Genomic DNA, 16249 nt, shown 5'->3' with positions numbered 1-16249 from the left:
CGGCGTCGGCACGGACGATCGCGCTGGCTGCGTCTGTCCGGGCCCTGGAAGGCGAGTGTCTTCACGACGCTCCCCATCTTCCCTTGCATACGTTAAGGAGGTTGCACCGCCAGGCTGGACCGGGCTCGACCGCCCGCGCATGGGCCGGTCGGTCCCCTGCGTGGGCCTGTCGGCCCCCTGTCGGCCCTTACACACGGTGCAATGGTGAGAACCGGATCCCCTTACCGAAGGGAGGGCGGGTCATGTCCGAGACAGCCCCGCGCCCCGCTACCGCCTCGCCCAGACCTGCACTCCTCCGGTTGCTCGGTGCAGTACGCACGGTCACCGGCAGCAAGTTCCTCGTCGAGAGCGACCACGCCCGCATCCTGGTCGACTGCGGGCTCTTCCAGGGTTTCGCGGACCTGCGCCGTCGCAACTGGGACAAGCCCGGCTTCGACGCCTCCGACCTCCGCGCCGTGGTCGTGACCCATGCTCACCTGGACCACTGTGGCTATCTGCCGCGCCTGGTTCGGCACGGCTTCCGTGGTCCGATCCTCTGCACCCCCGGAACGGCCCGCCTCGCCGAGATCGTGCTCCGCGACAGTGCCCGCCTCCAGATGGAGGCCGCCGAGCACGCCAACAGTCACGGCTGGTCCAAGCACCGCCCCGCCAAGCCGCTCTACGACGACTCGGACGTCGAGAACACGTTGAAGTTCTTCGACCCGGTCGAGGTCGGCAGCGAGATCGAGATCATGGCCGGAACGAAGCTGACGCTGCACCACGGCGGACACATCCTCGGCTCAGCCTGGGCCCACCTCACGCTGGAGGACGGCCACACCCTGGCCGTCAGTGGCGACCTTGGTCGTCCCGGGCACCCCCTGCTGCTGCCCCCGGAGCCCTTCACCGGCGCCGACGTGCTGCTGATGGAGTCCACCTACGGCGACCGCCGCCACGACCACGAGACGGCACGGCGCGAGTTCGCTGCCGTGATCACCCGAACGCTGTCGCGAGGAGGAACCGTCGTCATCCCGGCATTCGCGATCGACCGGACCGAGGTCGTCCTGCACGAGCTGGCCGAGCTGCGCGGCGACGGCACGCTGCCCCGCCACGTGCCCGTCTACGTGGACAGCCCCATGGCCCTGGCCGCCTTGGACGTGTACCGCGACGCCCTGCGGTCCCGCGCTCCCGAACTGCGGCCCGAGATCCTGGCCCAGGGCGAGGCGGTGTTCAGCCCAGAGCCCTTCCTGGCCGCCCGTACCGTCCAGGAGTCCATCGACATCAACAGCACCACAGGCCCCGCGGTCATCGTCTCCTCCGCCGGCATGGCCACCGGCGGCCGGGTCCTGCACCACCTGCACCGGCTGCTGCCCGACCCCCGCAACGCTGTCGTGATCGTCGGCTTCGCCGCCGCCGGCACCCGCGCCCGCGACCTCGTCGACGGCGCCCGCACCCTCAAGATGTTCGGCGAGTACGTCCCCGTACGCGCCGAGGTGGCCGACGTACCCCACTTCTCCGCCCACGCCGACGCCGACCAGATCATCGACTGGCTGCGCGACGCCCCGCCCCCACACACCACCTACCTCGTCCACGGCGAGCAGACCGCCGCCGAGACCCTCCGGGACCGCATCGACCACGAGCTGGGATGGACGGCCGTCGTACCCAAATCCGGCGAGGCCGTCCTGGTCCGCTGACCCGGGCCGTATGGGCCCTGCGGTATGCCCCGCGAGGCCCTCCCGCACCCCAAGAGACCGGCACGACCCTGAAGGGGAACGGCTGGAGGCACACCATGACCGCCATGACCACGCTCCTCGACGAGATGGAACCCGAAGCACGCCGGACTCTGCTCGCCCACGCCCACCGCGTGGACATCCCCGCCGGAACCCGCATCTTGAAGGAACGGCAGCGGGCCGACCGCTTCTGGATCATCGAGAACGGCACCGTCACCCTCGACCTGCACGTCCCCGGCCACAAAGCCGCCGTCGTCGACACCCTCGGCTCAGGAGAGCTCCTCGGCTGGTCATGGATGGTCCCGCCCTACTCCTGGCACCTCGGCGCCGTCACCACCCACCCCGTTCGGGCGCTCGAATTCGACGCCGAGGCCGTACGGAAGCTCTGCGACGAGAACGCCGCCGTGGGCCGTTGCATATCGACCGCTGTCGCCGCAGTCATCGCCCGTCGCCTCGACTCGGCCCGTACCCGGATCCTCGACCTGTTCGCGCCCCACCACAGCGACATGCCGCTCGCCTACGCCCGCTGAGGACCAGCCATGACCTCCACCCCGTACACCGTCAACGACGTCATGACGAAGACCGTCGTCACCGTCACCGCCGCCGCCGAATTCAAGGAGATCGCCACCGCGATGGAGCGCTGGAAGGTCACCGCGGTCCCGGTCATCGAAGGCGAAGGCCATGTCGTCGGCGTCGTCTCCGAAGCCGACCTCCTCACCAAGGAGGAGTTCCACGAACACGGACCGAGCCTCATCGAGCAGATGCGCCGCCTCGGCGACACCGCGAAGGCCGGATCGGTCCGCGCCGAGCAGTTGATGACCACACCCGCCGTCACGATCCGCCCCGACGCCACGCTCCCCCAGGCCGCCCGCCTGATGGCCGACCGCCACATCAAACGGCTTCCGGTCGTCGACGCCGACGGCACCCTCCTCGGCATCGTCAGCCGCGCCGACCTCCTGAAGGTCTTCCTCCGCGCCGACGACGACCTGGCCGCCGAGGTCCGCCGCGAGGTCGTCGACCGTCTCTTCCCCCTCTCGCACCGTGACATCACGGTCGACGTCACACACGGGATCGTCACCCTGTCGGGAAGGACCCGCGACCCGCACCTCATCCCCGTGGCCACGCGCCTCGCCCGGGCCGTCGAAGGTGTGGTCGGCGTGCACTGCCGGCTCGAAGGCCCCGCCTCTGCGTAAGCGCCATGTCAGCCTTACGGGGCCAGGTCCCGCTTCATCAGCAACGCGTGGCCGAGAACAAGCCCCACGACTCCGACCCCGACCAGAACTCCCAGCTGCGGCCACAGCACATGTCCCTGTGCCAGTGCGTCACCCGGTGTGTAGTAGTGGAAGGGGCTGATGAACCGCAGGGGCGCCGCCTTCGACCAGGCCAGCGCGATGAAGTTCACCGCGAAGCCGACCGCCCCGATGGCGATCGTCGCACCGATCACCTGCGCGCGTCGGCTCCCCCAGGCCGACACGGCCAGGGCCGGTCCGGCCAGGCACAGCGCGAAGCCGCACCCCATCAGCCCCGCCGCGAAGACACCGCTCAACGGCACGTCCCGGTGGATGTCCGGGGACAACCAGACGCCCGCCGCCACCGTCAGCGTCGCCGCGGCGTTGAGGGCGAGGGCGGCGATCACCACGGCGGCGGTCCGCTCGGCGAGGAGCCGGTTGCGGCTCACGGGGCGCACCACGATGAGCTCGATCGTCCCGGATTCCACGTCGGCCGCCACCGCGGCCGCGGCCAGCGCCCCGATAGCGGTCAGCTGCATGGCGATCCAGAAGGGATGCACCAATCCGGCCCCGAGCAGCCCCGGGTAGCTGGCGATCGACACGTCTCCGCCCGAGCCGCTGAACGCACGGTACGCCGACGGAGGGCCCTTCCCGCCCGCAGAGAAGAGCTGCCCGGGCGCGATCGTGTTCGCCACCACCACGATCAGGGCCTCGAAGGTGACCATCCCCACCATGAGGGCCACCAGCATCCGCCGACGCCGGTGCAGTGCCAGCCACAGCAGGGGCCACCGCGTCTTCACGGCGCGGCCCCCTCCGCCTGGCCGTTGCGGTACAGATCCAGGAACGCCTCGTCCAGACCCGCCTCCTCCACGATGACGTCGGCCACTCCCAAGGCCAGCAGCTCACGCAGTGCTTCCACCACCTCGCTCGGGGGTACGAGGAGCTCCACCCGGTCGCCCTCCCAGCGGGGCGCCCACTGTTCCGCGCGCCCCAAAGGGCGCATCCCCTTCCCGGACGATCGCCACGCGTCCGCAGGCCCGCTGCACCTCCGGCAGCACGTGGCTGGACAACAGCACCGTGCGGCCGTCGGCCGCTGCCTGCTCCATCAACTCGAAGAACATTTCCTGGACCAGAGGGTCCAGCCCCTCGGTCGGCTCGTCCAGGACCACCAGCTGGGGATCGTGCTGCAGCGCCTGCACCAGGCCCAGTTTCTGCTTCATGCCGCGCGAGTACCCGCCCACCGTGCGCCGCAGGACCGCGGGCGTCAGCCCCAGCCGCTCGCACAGCTCGGCTCGCCTCGTGCAGGGCCGGCCTTGGAGGGAACACAGGAGGTCGAGGGTCTGCGCCCCGTGAGCTCCGGGTACAGCCGCAGCTCACCCGGGAGATAGCCGAGTTCCCCAGCCACCCGGCGGTGATCGGCGAGCGGGTCCATCCCCAGCACCCGGACGTGTCCGGCGGTTGGGCGCAGCAAACCCGTCAGGCACCTGAGCGTGGTGGTCTTGCCCGCCCCGTTGGGCCCGAGGAAGCCGAACACCTCGCCCCGACCGATGCCGAGCGTGAGTTCGTCCACCCCGACCACGGCCCCGTATCGCTTGGTCAGTCCCCTGAGCTCAATCGCATCCATGGCACCCACCCCACCAGTCTGTGCCCTGGCCCAGGCCGACGCGCAGCGAGCCTCCCCGGGGCAGCGCCCCGAAAATAACCGCCAGTGGTACTCATGCTGCGCTCTCGCCAGGCGCAGCGCATGGCCCGGACTCCGGAGGAGATCGCGTACGGGGCCGCGCTCCAAGAGTCCGCCCAACGTGTCGACCGCACGTCGGCCTGCGGTCGTCACCGCCTGACACCTGGTCGCATGCCGGCCTGCGCATCGTCTGCCGTCTCTACGAGATGAGCGGATGCGCTGCACGACGGAGCCGACGTAGCCGCTTCAGTCGGACCGCAGCCGGCGGACGCGAGCGCCGAACACACGCCACCGCCGCTCATTGTCGCGCACAAGCGTTGCCGATTCCGCGAGGAGGTCCGCCGCCCGGTCGAGCAGCTCGGACGCCGAGAAGAGGTATGCAGGGGCGTTCCGCTGGGACCCCAGGTCAGCTCGCAGCGCCGCGGGAGAGAACTTGACCCGATCCAACAAGTCAATGGAGCGGCGCAGCAGATGGGCAACCAGCGCCAGCAACCCCGCCGACTGCCAGTCGTTGGCGACGATGCGGTGCCGCTCCCCGAGCAGATCGGCAAGCACTGGATATGCAGCCAAGAGGCCGACGGCCTCCCATGCCTGCTCCATCGCGTGCGCCAGCCAGATTCCGGTCTGCTCACTGTCTTCCGCGATTTCCCTGACATCCCGCTTCAGCCGCTGAAGCTCGACGGGCTCGTCCGCCCCTTCCATGAAGAGGATCCCCGACTCCGCGACAAGTCCGGGGGCATTCAGATCCTCCGCACCTGCGAACGGATTCCGTGCCGACTCACCGACGTCGGTCACACTCCATCTGTCCGCCAGCGACTTCAGCGCCCGGGACCGCGCCTGAAGCTCGCCCGCCTGCCGCAGCGGAGCCTGTGCGTAGAACTGCTCGTGTTCGCGATGGAACCGGGCCAGGTTGACGATCACCTGCAACAACGGTTCAGGAGGGATGGACGCCGTCTGCTCCTCGGGCATGCGAGAAGTGTCCGCCCGGAGCGACGCCCACCCGGTTGACAACACGCTGCCCTCGTCGCGGACCGAGACCAGCGAGGCCACCACCGCAGTCGCCGAATCTCCCCCTGCCGGTGCAGAGCCAACCGCAGCGGAGCCCATCGGCCCCCGGCGTCGCAGCAGCCGTCGCGGCTCCCTCACCAGGAGCGCAGGCCGCTCTACGGGCGGAGCCGAACCCATCCCGGAGGCGAACCGGGCATGGCACACCCCGTTGAGCACCACACGACGGGCAAAGAGCGCAGCACGTCGGTGCTGGATGTACGGGGCCTGGTGTGCGACACCCGGCAGAGCACGGCTGCGGCTGTACTCGGACGCCGGGCCGGGTGCGCTCTCAATCACGGGCTGCTGAACTGCCGGTCTGAGGCCGTGATGCGGCGCCGTCGTTCGCGTTCAGGTCCCTGCGGGCAGTCCGACCCCAGGCAAGGGCAGGCCGCGCCTGCGCGACGCTCAAGATCATGCATCCAGGACCGACAGGAGGCCGTGGAATCTCCCCACGGTCCATGGCCGGCCCTGGCCAGGCATGCGCGGTCAAGTCGGCTCATCGACGTGCGCTCATCCGGCTGCGTGAGCCGGCACCTCGTCCGTTCCACGGTGAACCGCGGGGGTGAGCGGCCACGGCGCGAAGGGGACAGGTCCCCTGGTGCGCACGGCCTCCACCGCGCACTGGTGTACCGAGCGAGCCTCCTCGGCGGACGGGCAGGGCACTGGACTGCCGACCAGCGTGCACCACTTCGACGCGCCCGCGTACTGGACGGCAACATGTGCCTGCCCTGCGTCCCAGCTGGTGCGGACCGTCAGTTCCCCGGTGAGGGATCCCGCTTCGGCGGTGAGCACCCCGCCGGAGCCGGTGAACACCCCTGGGGTGGTCCATGTTGTGGATGCCATGTCAGATCACCTCGGAACAGGTCGGTCTGTCCTCATGCCATGGTCCGCCGCCGGGGCGGAGCAGCACAGGGCCATGCGGTCCCACAACCGGGGGTCCGCTCGGCCCTCGCCGACTCCGGCACCCCGTCCTACGGTCAACCACATGGATCCAGTGGGAAGGAGCCGGACGATGAACGTGTCCGCGTACATGTCCGCCCCCGCCGTGTCCGTCAACGCCACCACGACGATCGGGGAGGCGGCCCGATGCATGGACCTCCACGGCGTCGGCTGCTTGGTCGTGACGGAGGGAACAGTATTGCGCGGCATTGTCACCGACCGTGACATCGCAGTGCGCGCCGTGGCCGGAGAGTTCGACCGCGATGATCCTGTGGGAGCGGTCATGACCGCTCCGGCTGTCACCGTCGATGCCGCCCAGGACATCCACGCGGCGTACCAGACGTTCCGCAACAGCGGCGTCCGGCGCCTCCCTGTCCTGGACGGGCATCGAGTCGTGGGCATGCTGACCGTGGACGACCTGCTCATGGACGTCTTCCGCAGGGTGGCGGACCTGCTCGGCCCGGTCGCCTGGAGCGTCCTCGAGGAGCCCCCCGGCCTCCGGGATGAGATCGGCCCGCGCGCACGAAAGCAAGGAAAGAGCCCGCCCGCTTCTCGCGGATCCTGATGGGGGCAGCTACGAATTGACTGCCCGGAGCCTGAAGCCGGTGACCACGCCCGGTCTGATCCGAACGGCACCTGATGACGGTGCGTCGGCCCAGGACTTGAGGCGCTGCGCATAGCGGTTCAGCTCGGTCGGGTCGGTGACGGCGCTGGCATAGCCGGTGGCCACCACGCTCCAGCCCAGACGGGTATCAGGGTCGATGGCGTCGACCTCGTAGGCCACGACGACGTCCGGACTGTCCGGGGCCGTGAGCAGGGCCGCCAGTGTCGAGCCGTCCTGAACGCGGACGATGATGTCGCCGTCGTCAAGGAGATGGCTAACGGGCGCACGGCAGGCAGAGCATGGCGGGTGAACACGGTGCGGCCCAGTCCGACGGTTCCGAGCAGCCGGAAGGCCTCCTCGGTGCCGAGCTCTTCCGTTCGCCTCCGGGGCGTAGGGCCGGCAGGAGCGACGGCGGCGCTGCCGACCGGGCGGTTCTCCATCGTTGGCACCCTCCGTCCATGGGACCGGGGCGGGGTCGCGGTGTGCTCTCCAGCGTCCCCGTTCCCGACGCGCCCAGGCATAGGCCGTTCGGTCCCTGCCTGGGCCCACAGGACCCATACCCCGGGCAGACCCACTCGCCAAAACTGGATATGGACCCGAATCAGGAAGCCGTTCATGAGCACTCCTTCTCCCATCCGCATCAATGCCGCGCTGCCGGCCGACTGCCGTTCGCGCTTGATGGAGTTCGCCCGCGAGGTCAACCTCGACGAGGGGACCCGCCTCTTCCACGAGGGGGGTCGTGCGGACCGGTTCTGGATCGTCCGGTCGGGCACCGTGACCCTGGACGTGCACGTTCCCGGTCGACGCGCGGCTGTCATCGAGACCCTCGGGGCCGGGGAGCTGGTCGGCTGCTCGTGGCTGTTCAAGCCCTACACGTGGCGCCTCGGCGCCGAGGCGATGACACCGGTCCGTGCCTACGAGTTCGACGCGGTGGAGGTCCGATCCCTGATGGATTCCGATACCACCTTCGGCTCGGCCCTGGGCCATTGGGTGGGGCAGGTCCTCGCCCATCGGCTACAAGCCGCTCGGATCCGCCTGCTTGATCTGTACGCGCCCTACGGCAGCGGCAGTTTCCTCTGACCCGCGACCGACGGGGGCACGGTGCCGGTGAGGACACCGTCGGCGGCAACGATCGACGCCTCAGAACGGGTGGCCTCGGCGTGACGGGCGGTGGTTCGTCAGGGCCTCCCCGATGACGGCGGGCATCTCGTCCGCGACTTCGGGTGATGCGTCCGTGTCGATGAGGCCCTCCATGCGCAGGGCCAGGGCGAAGCCGAGGGCTGCCGCGGCTTCGGCCACGGCCTGGACGGTGCGGGAGCGCAGTTTGGGCGAAGCACCGAAACGAAACCGGCGAGCCTCCAGTCGTCACCGTTGGCACCCAGTGCGCCGTACTCGGCGTCCACGAGGACGACGGCGGCCTCGACGATACCGTGCAGCACCTGTGGCAGGTCGAGCTCACGGCCGACCGACATGACTGCCTCCAGCAGGCCGTTCAGCCGGTCGCGAGTGCCCCGGACCTCGTCGATGCGGACTTGGCGCTCTTCGAGGAGCCCTCCGGCCATCGGAGGCCGTGCCGGGCGACCACCTCCACGGTGGACCGGCAGGCGCGGACGTCCCTTCCGGTCTCGGCGCTATTGCTCCGTACCGCGGGGCCTGCCCGACTCCGCATGCAGGTGCCGGACATGGGCGTCCGGGCCGGGGAAGAACACCGTGGTACGACCCGTGTCGGACCAGCGCACGTCGTAGGGAGGGGTGCCGTCCTCATGGTGCAGGGCGATGACTTCGCCGTCTCGGCCCGGCTTTCCGACGGTGGGGCCGCCCACGACGATCTGGTCGCCCACCTCGGCGTGCACGCCGGTTCCCGGTACATACGTCTTCATGATCATGCCTTTCTGTGGAACGCGCCCCGGAGGATCCGGGCGGCGATGAACGCCCCGAGACCGGCCGCGGCGGCGAGCCCCGCACCGGACCAACCCACGGGCTCGGTGTCCAGCAGGGACTGGAGTGCGGGCACGTACAGAGCGGCCGTCGCCAGGAGCGCGGAGACCACCACGGAGGCGGGGAGGAAGAGGTTCTGCCTGATGAGCAGTCGGGCGCGCAGGCCCAGGGCCACCCCGAGCTGGGCCGCCAGCAGGGCCAGGAAGAGCACGCTCTGCCAGGGCAGGTCCGTAGCACGTGCGACGATGCCGGCGGCCAGGCTCAAGGTCGTCACAACTGCGGCGAGTACCAGGAGGCGTTGCCACACGCCCGCGGCCAGGATGTGCTGTCCGGGCGGGCGCGGTGGGCGTCGCATGGCCTGCGGAGTGACGGGTTCGGCGCCCATGGCCACGCCCGTCAGCCCGTGGGTGAGGAGGTTGATCCACAGGATCTGTCCTGCCCGCAGAGGCAGGGCCAGGCCGAGCACCGGACCTGCCAGCATCACCAGTATCTCGGCGGCTCCGCCCGCCATGGCGTAGACGAGGAAGCGCCGGATGTTGTCGTAGACGCGGCGGCCTTCCTCTACGGCCTTGACCACGGTGGACAGCTCGTCGTCGGTGAGCACGAGGTCCGCCGCCTGGCGGGCGACCTCGGTTCCGCGGGCACCCATGGCCACACCGATGTCCGCCTGGTGGAGGGCGGGGCCGTCGTTGACGCCGTCCCCGGTCATGGCCGTCACGGCGCCCCGGGCGCGCCATGCGCGGACGATGTCCAGCTTCTGCTGCGGGTCGGTCCGGGCGAAGACACGGATCCGGGTCAGGTCGGTGTCCGGGGCCGCGGCCAGTTCCGGCCCGGTGAGGACCTCACTGGCGGATCCGTCCTCGACGAGGCCGGTACGCACGGCGATGGCACGGGCCGTCGCCGGATGGTCGCCGGTGATCAGGACGGGGGTGATGCCCGCCGCGCGGCATGCTTCCAGGGTCGTGGCGGCCGACGCTTTGGGCGGGTCACTGATGGCGACGAGGCCCAGGAGGCTCAGTCCGTGCTCGGCCTCGGGAGCCGGCCGGTCCCACACGAGTCGCTCGGTTCCTGCCACGGCCAGGACCCGAAAGCCTTGCGCGGCCAGAAGAGCGGCCTGACGGCGGGCCCCGTCCAGAAGCTCCTGCGGTGCGGCAAGCACCTCGGCGGTCAGTACCGCCTCCGGCGCGCCCTTGAGGCATACCAGGACGTTTCCGTCCGGAAGATGGTGCAGTGTGGTCATACGTTTGCGGAGGCTGTCGAAGGGAGCTTCCGCGAACCGGGGACAGTCCCGGTGCAGGGCGGCCTGGTCCGGGCAACCCGCTCTCGCGGCTGCCGCCAGCAGCGCGGCCTCCATCGGATCGCCCACAGCCGTCCACATGTCCGAGCCCTTTCCGGGGGGCCGCAGGCCGGCGTCGTTGCACAGGGCTGCCGTCGTGAGCAGTTCCTGCAGTGGCCGGAGCTGGTCTGCCGCCAGGGGCTGCCCTTCTCGGGTCAGGCTTCCCAGCGGCTCGTAGCCGCTGCCGGTCACATCTGCGGTGCCGGAGGGCGTCCACAGGTGCTGGACCACCATGCGCCCCTCGGTGAGGGTGCCCGTCTTGTCCGTGGCCAGGATGCTCACGGAGCCAAGGGTTTCCACGGCCGGCAGACGGCGGACCAGGGCGTTGCGGGCTGCCATCCGGCGCGCTCCGAGCGCGAGGGCGAGGGTGACCACGGCGGGGAGGGACTCCGGCACTGCGGCGACAGCCAGGCTGATGGAGGTCACGGCCATCGTGCTCCACGGGAGGCCGCGTGCCAGGCCCAGGGCGAAGAACAGCACGCACAGGGCGATGGTGACGGCCGCCAGGATCCGGCCCAGTGATGCGAGGCGACGCTGGAGCGGGGTGAGGTCCCGGCCCGTGTCGAGGAGAGCCGCGATGCGCCCGAGGGCACTCGCCGGCCCCGTGGCGGTCGCGGTAGCGGACCCTCGGCCACGGACGACGACGGTGCCTGCGCTGACCGTGTCGTCCGCCGTCTTGTCCACCGGCTCGGATTCGCCCGTGAGCATGGATTCGTCCACCAGGAGTGCGGATGCCTCGGTCAGGTCGGCGTCTGCGGCGACGATGTCCCCCTCCCCCAGCAGCAGGATGTCGCCCGGCACCACCAGTGCCGCCGGAACCTCGTGCGGGGTGCCGTCGCGCAGCACTCTCGCGTGCGGGGCGGAGAGGGCGGAGAGCGCGGCGACAGCGCGGTCCGCCCGGACTTCCTGCGCCACTCCCACGGTCGTGTTGAAGACGACCACCAGGCCGATGACGACGGCGTCCGGGTGGTCCCCGATCGCTATGGTCAGCACCATGGCCCCGAGGAGCACCATGATCAACGGGTCGCGGAGTTGGGCCAGCACCCGTCGGTGCAGCGGCGTGGACCGTGGGGGTGCGACTTCGTTCCTGCCGTACCGGGCCAGGCGGCGCTCGGCTTCGGCCTGGGTGAGCCCCGGTCCCGCCGGGAAGCCGACAGGCCGCGTGGTGGTCGTACGTATGGTCATGGCGGCGTCATTCGCTCGGCACGGTGATCACAGGGCAGTGCGCACGGTGCAGGAGGCCGTGGACGACGGAACCGAGGCGCATTCCGGTGTATCCGCCGCGACCCCGGCGGCCTACCACCAGGGCCAGGGCATGCTCGGCCGCCCGCGCCAGTTCCTCAACTGGGTGGCCCGTCATGGCCTCGTGGGTGACGTGCACGTCGGGGTACTTGTCCGACAGGCCGGCGGTGGCCTCGGAAAGCAATGCGCGCTGGGCTCGCAGAGCGACTTCCTCGTCGTTCGACATGAAGAGCGGTGGTTGCCGCACGCAGACGACCCGGAGCGCTGCTCCGCGCAGGTCCGCCTCATCGAAGGCGAACGCCAGCGCGGCCGTGGCGGATGCGCTGCCGTCGAGGCCGACGACCACGTAGGGCGGCTGCTGGCTGATGTGCTCCGCGTCACCCACGACGACAACCGGGCAGCTGGCCTGGGCGCTGACGGGGACCACGACGGAGCCCGCGCTGAAGAACTCCGCGGTGCGGCTCAGGTGTCGCGAGCCGAGCACGACCAGCCGGGCCTCCTTGGCCACCCTGCCCAGGACAGGGGCGGGGAACCCGTGGAGCAGGTCGCCGGTGACGTCCACCTCCGGGTGACGGTCGCGTACCCAGTTGCGGGCCTGCTCGAGTCTGTCGGCTCCCGCCCGTCGCAGGTCCACGGGGCCGGTGATGTCGTCGACGTGGTGGGTGTCGTGCTGCGGCGCCACCGCCACCAGGCGCAAGGAAAGCCGACGGCGGTGCGCCTCGTCGGCGGCCCAGGCGAGGGGCAGATGCCAGTCCCTGGCCGGGTCGATTCCGGCGACGATGTCTTTGCCCCTGCGGCCGGTCATGGCCTGCTCCCGAAGTCACTGCCCGTCCGGGGAATGAGGAGGACGGGGCAGTGCGCCTGGTGCAGGACGCTGTGCGTGGACGTGCCCAGGCTGCGGGTGATCCCGAGGGCGCCGGGGACCCGGCGGCCGCCCATGACGAGCAGGTCGGCGTGGCGGGAGGCCTCGACCAGAACGCCGGCCACGGAGATGCTCTTCTCGGCGTCGGCCCGCACCTCGAGGTCGGGGAACTCGTCGCGGACCGCGTCGGTGACGGCACGCAGGGCCTCCGCGTGCCTCCCTGCAATCTCGTCGACGTCGTCGAGCATGCTGACCACCAGGCCTACGAACTGCAGGATGTTCCAGACGTGCAGGAGCCGGAGCGATCCCTTGCGCAGTACGGCTTCGCACGCGGCGTAGCGGGCGTACAGGAGGTCGTGCTCGTCACGGATGGCGGCGAGGACGGTTCCGGTCTCCTCGGCCCCGTCGAGGCCCCGGACAATGACGACCGGGGTCATGGCGGCAGCCGCGACGTCCAGGCCGACCGAGCCGAGCATGAGCGAGTCGAATCCGCCGAGGCCGCGATTGCCCACCACGATGGTGCCGTGCAGGGCACCGGCCCGGTGGAGGGTGCTGACGGCGTCGGCTCGGCTGAACTCCGTGCTCACGCGCAGACCTGGGTACTGGTCGGTAACAGCCTTCGCCGTTTCGTCCAGGAGTTCCCGGCCGTTGGCGCGGACCCGATCGATGATCTCCGCCGACAGGTAGAGGGTCCTGCCGTCGGTGTCGGCCCCGTAGACGATGTGCAGGGGGCGGTCGCGGCGTGCGGCCTCTGCTGCCGCCCACATGGCGGCCGTACGTGCCGCGTTCGAGCCGTCGACGCCAACAACCACTGAACTGGTATCCGGGGTGCGGAAGGTGCTTTCCACGTTTCCTCCCAACCGATAAGCCGACGGGGGACACCACTCACGCTGGCACTGCCGACGCACCCGGGCGAGGGCCGCCCGGGACCGCGATCGGGACCAAAGGTCCCCATCGTCCCGCGCGCCGCCGCTCCGCCCGAGGGCCATGGCCTTCCCGGCCCCTTCTTGTCCGTCCAGGGGCGGAGATCGCCGCGGACGGGGTCGTGGAGCAGGGTGAGAGCGAGGTCGACGAGTCGATGGCGAAGTCGGCCGATGGCCGCTGCGCCCACCCGAGCTGCCTGCCCGGTCCCAGGGTGCCTCGCCCCAGACCGGTCCGACCAAGTTCACCAGGATCTTGCCCGAATGCCGCAGCGGTCACCGGCTACCCGATGTTCCCGTTAGAACTACCGGCCGAGGAGCAGACCCAGCCGTGAGCCGGAATGCAGGAGACGTCAGACTGTTCCAGTATGGGAGCCGGGTCGGACGTGTCGCTGTCACGGAGGTGAATACGTTGATCTCGCCCGGGCGGCGCCGGGCCAGTGGAGCTGGACGAGACCTTCGGCCGCACGGACCAGTTCCCGGGTGGGCCACGGGTACGTCATGCGCCGTTCCGGCCTATTCGGATGCCGGGCCGTACTCCCCTCGGGGTGAGGGCTGAAGACAGCAGCGCGTCCCTGGCCGACCGGTGGCCTCACGATCACCGTACTTGAGGCCCGAGCAGCCACAGCACCAGGCTGAGAACGGCCTCCGGCAGCCAGCGCGAGAGGACAGCGGGCATGGCAATGCCTCATCCGATCAACGGTCGGCACGATCGTCAGGACTCGAAGCTCTCCCAGGCCGCGGCCACGGTCGGGATTGACCTCAGCGCGTGGGATCAGGGCCCGGTCTCCTCAGGCTGCGGTGAGCGGGGCCGTGCCCAGCACGTGGTGCGCGAGGTATGGGCCGGCGCGGCCTCCAGGGCACCGCGATGAGTACGGCCGCGACTCCGTCCCCCTCCACAGCCGAGACTACCGACGGTGCGGGGGGATCGGGGAGTGCCTCCGGACCGTCGATCCTCACCCTGACGATGAATCCCGCAATCGATCTCTGCTGGGAGGTCGATCGCCTGGAGGGCATCGGAAAGAACCGTGCGCGGGTCAGGTCGGTGGCCGTCGGGGGCGGAGGGATCAATGTCGCCCGTCATGTCGTACGGCTCGGAGGACGAGCCACCGCCTTCCACACCGCCGGAGGCGAGGTCGGCTTGCGCCTGAACCGACTGCTGGACGAAGAGGGCATCGACCACGTCGCCGTCGACATCGACGACGAAACCCGCGAAGCACTCGTGCTCTTCGAAACGCAATCGCACCGCAGTTTCCACATCGTGCCGCCCGGCCCGCGCCTGCACCGGCGCGAGGGAGAGCGGTGCCTGGATGTGCTGGAGCGGTTCGTGGCCGGCAGTCCCTCGTACGTCGTCGCCAGCGGCAGCCTGCCCGCCGGACTGCCGGACGACTTCTACGCGACCGTCGCCCGCCGGGTCAGGAGAGCCGGATCCCGGCTGATCCTCGACACCTCCGGGCCGGCGCTCCCGGCAGCGCTCGCCGAGGGCGTGTTCCTGTTCAGGTGCAACCGAACCGAGGCCGAGAGCCTGACCGGCCACCCCGTCAGCGGCTTCGACGACGCCCGATCCCTCAACGAACGCCTCCTCACCACGGGGGCCGCCGAGATCGCCGTCACCACCCTCGGAGCGCTGGGCGCGCTGTGCTCGACCGCGCACGGCCACACCGAACTCCACGCACCGCCGCTGCCCGGTGAGCCCCTGAGCGACGCCGGAGCAGGAGACAGCATGGTCGCCGCCCTCACCACGCGGCTGGCCGCCGGCGAGGACCCCGTCAGCGCCTGCGCGCTGGGGGTGGCCACGGCCGCCGCGGCGATGCTCACCCCCAGCACCGAACCGTTCGACGCGGAGGTGGCACGGTCCCTGCGCTCGCAGGTGCGGACCGCCCGCCGCGGCTGAGCAGGGTCTCGCAGCCGGATCCCGGGACTACCCGAAGGGCACGACGGCGACCGGTGCGGCGCAGCTCCAGCCGGTGAGCCGTTCGGTAGCGGGGATCTGGGCGGTCAGGGCCAGGGCGGCTTCGACGGGCAGGGCCTGGGCGAGGTCGACGCGTTCGTCTCCGACGAGCTGGCGGCCGAGGGCGGCGAGGACCGTGCGGACGGATTCCTCGGCGCGTTCGCGGGTGGGGTAGGCGCCTTCGTAGCGCACGCGTTCCAGCATCTGCTCGAACGTCATGGCGGGCTGGGCCTGGTGCGGTCGAGGCTGGTCGTACTGGGTGCTGCGGTTGCCTTTCTCGTCGCTGGTTCGGTGTCCGGCCGGTGGCGCCGGCCGGTCAGGTGGGCTGGGGGTGGCCGAAGAGGAGGTCGTAGCCGGGCGGGAGCTGGAGCAGGACGTCCCGCATCAGGGTGTCTCCGGCTGCGGCGGCCACGGTGGAAAGGACCGCGCCGATGTCCCACAGGGCCGTTTTCTCGGTGGCGCCTTCGATCCAGGCTGCGGTGGCCCGGACGAAGCGTTCGGGGGAGAGCGGCTCCGCGGCCTGCAGGGGGTTGAGGAGGATCAGGGCGTAGGTCTCGGGGAGCCGGGCGGCGAGCTCGGCCCGCACGGTGCCGACCAGGTGGGCGCCCAGCAGGGCGAGGACGACGCGGGCTGCGCGTTCGGCTTCCTCCCGGGTCCGGTACTCGCCGCGTTCCTGGACGTGGTCCAGGAACGCTTCCCGGCGCATCGACATCTCACATCACCTCCGCGGGAGGGGTGAAAGGGGGTAAGGGGTGCGGAGGACGGGGTGCCGGAGGGGGATCGGGTTCCCCGTC

Annotated in this window: 19 protein-coding genes and 2 pseudogenes; 6 read left to right on the top strand and 15 right to left on the bottom strand. The window is 70.6% G+C overall.

The genetic code is table 11. The features are described 5' to 3' along the window. The first annotated feature begins 299 nt into the window (after positions 1-299). From DEJ51_RS29970 to DEJ51_RS29960, 3 genes are all read left to right on the top strand, one after another. A complete protein-coding gene (locus DEJ51_RS29970) occupies positions 300-1670 on the top strand; it encodes an MBL fold metallo-hydrolase RNA specificity domain-containing protein (RefSeq protein ID WP_107091886.1) in 1371 nt (456 codons plus the stop codon). Between the two features lie 95 nt (positions 1671-1765). After that, on the top strand, positions 1766-2236 hold the full coding sequence (locus DEJ51_RS29965) for a Crp/Fnr family transcriptional regulator (RefSeq protein WP_150260730.1): 471 nt from the start codon (positions 1766-1768) through the stop codon (positions 2234-2236). A gap of 9 nt (positions 2237-2245) precedes the next feature. Continuing rightward, positions 2246-2899 (top strand): CBS domain-containing protein, encoded by a 654-nt coding sequence (locus DEJ51_RS29960; RefSeq protein ID WP_053613062.1) that lies wholly within the window; start codon positions 2246-2248, stop codon positions 2897-2899. A 14-nt stretch (positions 2900-2913) separates the two neighbouring features. Here the strand turns inward: DEJ51_RS29960 and DEJ51_RS29955 are convergent, their stop codons facing one another. The 6 genes from DEJ51_RS29955 to DEJ51_RS29935 all read right to left on the bottom strand — a co-directional run bounded on the left by DEJ51_RS29955 (position 2914) and on the right by DEJ51_RS29935 (position 6506). Next, the gene (locus DEJ51_RS29955; RefSeq protein ID WP_030648638.1) at positions 2914-3735 is read right to left on the bottom strand and encodes an ABC transporter permease subunit; all 822 of its coding nucleotides are present in this window, start codon (positions 3733-3735) and stop codon (positions 2914-2916) included. Further along, on the bottom strand, positions 3732-3854 hold the full coding sequence (locus tag DEJ51_RS35655; protein WP_263411722.1) for a hypothetical protein: 123 nt from the start codon (positions 3852-3854) through the stop codon (positions 3732-3734). The genes DEJ51_RS29955 and DEJ51_RS35655 overlap by 4 nt, the downstream gene beginning before the upstream one ends. Further along, on the bottom strand, positions 3838-4176 hold the full coding sequence (locus tag DEJ51_RS35650; RefSeq protein WP_372449467.1) for an AAA family ATPase: 339 nt from the start codon (positions 4174-4176) through the stop codon (positions 3838-3840). Before DEJ51_RS35650 ends, DEJ51_RS35655 begins: the two co-directional genes overlap by 17 nt. Positions 4177-4199: 23 nt before the next feature. After that, positions 4200-4559 (bottom strand): ATP-binding cassette domain-containing protein, encoded by a 360-nt coding sequence (locus DEJ51_RS35645; RefSeq protein WP_150260726.1) that lies wholly within the window; start codon positions 4557-4559, stop codon positions 4200-4202. A gap of 303 nt (positions 4560-4862) precedes the next feature. After that, positions 4863-5585 (bottom strand): hypothetical protein, encoded by a 723-nt coding sequence (locus DEJ51_RS29940; RefSeq protein WP_030648641.1) that lies wholly within the window; start codon positions 5583-5585, stop codon positions 4863-4865. Positions 5586-6173: 588 nt separating this feature from the next. Further along, complete coding sequence (locus tag DEJ51_RS29935) at positions 6174-6506, bottom strand: hypothetical protein (protein ID WP_223836032.1); 333 nt, start codon at positions 6504-6506, stop codon at positions 6174-6176. A 169-nt stretch (positions 6507-6675) separates the two neighbouring features. On the opposite strand from DEJ51_RS29935, the gene DEJ51_RS29930 reads away from it, so the two are divergent. After that, positions 6676-7167 carry a CBS domain-containing protein gene (locus DEJ51_RS29930; RefSeq protein WP_078658365.1) on the top strand — a complete coding sequence of 164 codons (492 nt, stop codon included), beginning with the start codon at positions 6676-6678 and terminating at the stop codon, positions 7165-7167. Positions 7168-7176: 9 nt separating this feature from the next. Here DEJ51_RS29930 and DEJ51_RS29925 read toward each other — a convergent pair whose 3' ends face one another. Beyond that, positions 7177-7764 (bottom strand): pyridoxamine 5'-phosphate oxidase family protein, encoded by a 588-nt coding sequence (locus DEJ51_RS29925; RefSeq protein WP_308217956.1) that lies wholly within the window; start codon positions 7762-7764, stop codon positions 7177-7179. 57 nt (positions 7765-7821) lie between these two features. Between DEJ51_RS29925 and DEJ51_RS29920 the strand changes: the two genes are divergently transcribed. Next, positions 7822-8286, top strand: a complete 465-nt coding sequence (locus tag DEJ51_RS29920) for a Crp/Fnr family transcriptional regulator (protein WP_030648648.1) — start codon at positions 7822-7824, stop codon at positions 8284-8286. A 60-nt stretch (positions 8287-8346) separates the two neighbouring features. Here DEJ51_RS29920 and DEJ51_RS34725 read toward each other — a convergent pair whose 3' ends face one another. The 6 genes and pseudogenes from DEJ51_RS34725 to DEJ51_RS29895 all read right to left on the bottom strand — a co-directional run bounded on the left by DEJ51_RS34725 (position 8347) and on the right by DEJ51_RS29895 (position 13396). Continuing rightward, complete coding sequence (locus tag DEJ51_RS34725; protein WP_185559107.1) at positions 8347-8505, bottom strand: hypothetical protein; 159 nt, start codon at positions 8503-8505, stop codon at positions 8347-8349. A 35-nt stretch (positions 8506-8540) separates the two neighbouring features. Then, positions 8541-8768, bottom strand: a pseudogene (locus DEJ51_RS35315) (histidine kinase); the annotation flags it as partial. 69 nt (positions 8769-8837) lie between these two features. Continuing rightward, on the bottom strand, positions 8838-9086 hold the full coding sequence (locus tag DEJ51_RS29910) for a DUF1918 domain-containing protein (RefSeq protein WP_317852430.1): 249 nt from the start codon (positions 9084-9086) through the stop codon (positions 8838-8840). 2 nt (positions 9087-9088) lie between these two features. Further along, complete coding sequence (locus tag DEJ51_RS29905) at positions 9089-11665, bottom strand: cation-translocating P-type ATPase (RefSeq protein ID WP_053613068.1); 2577 nt, start codon at positions 11663-11665, stop codon at positions 9089-9091. 7 nt (positions 11666-11672) lie between these two features. Beyond that, positions 11673-12527, bottom strand: coding sequence for a universal stress protein (locus DEJ51_RS29900; RefSeq protein WP_030648655.1), 855 nt, complete (start codon positions 12525-12527; stop codon positions 11673-11675). Beyond that, positions 12524-13396, bottom strand: a complete 873-nt coding sequence (locus DEJ51_RS29895; protein WP_223836031.1) for a universal stress protein — start codon at positions 13394-13396, stop codon at positions 12524-12526. Before DEJ51_RS29895 ends, DEJ51_RS29900 begins: the two co-directional genes overlap by 4 nt. A gap of 946 nt (positions 13397-14342) precedes the next feature. Here DEJ51_RS29895 and DEJ51_RS29890 point away from each other — a divergent pair. Beyond that, positions 14343-15398 (top strand): 1-phosphofructokinase family hexose kinase, encoded by a 1056-nt coding sequence (locus DEJ51_RS29890; protein WP_078658366.1) that lies wholly within the window; start codon positions 14343-14345, stop codon positions 15396-15398. A gap of 45 nt (positions 15399-15443) precedes the next feature. On the opposite strand, the pseudogene DEJ51_RS29885 reads toward DEJ51_RS29890, so the two are convergent. Both DEJ51_RS29885 and DEJ51_RS29880 read right to left on the bottom strand, forming a co-directional pair. Continuing rightward, positions 15444-15674 (bottom strand): annotated as a pseudogene (locus DEJ51_RS29885) (DUF2267 domain-containing protein); the annotation flags it as partial. Positions 15675-15771: 97 nt separating this feature from the next. Beyond that, positions 15772-16167 carry a DUF2267 domain-containing protein gene (locus tag DEJ51_RS29880; RefSeq protein WP_030648667.1) on the bottom strand — a complete coding sequence of 132 codons (396 nt, stop codon included), beginning with the start codon at positions 16165-16167 and terminating at the stop codon, positions 15772-15774. Between the last annotated feature and the right edge of the window lie 82 nt (positions 16168-16249).

Origin of the sequence: Streptomyces venezuelae, from assembly GCF_008642275.1 — a bacterium.
Lineage (GTDB): Bacteria > Actinomycetota > Actinomycetes > Streptomycetales > Streptomycetaceae > Streptomyces > Streptomyces venezuelae_E.
This window is presented reverse-complemented; position numbering and strand designations above follow the sequence as displayed.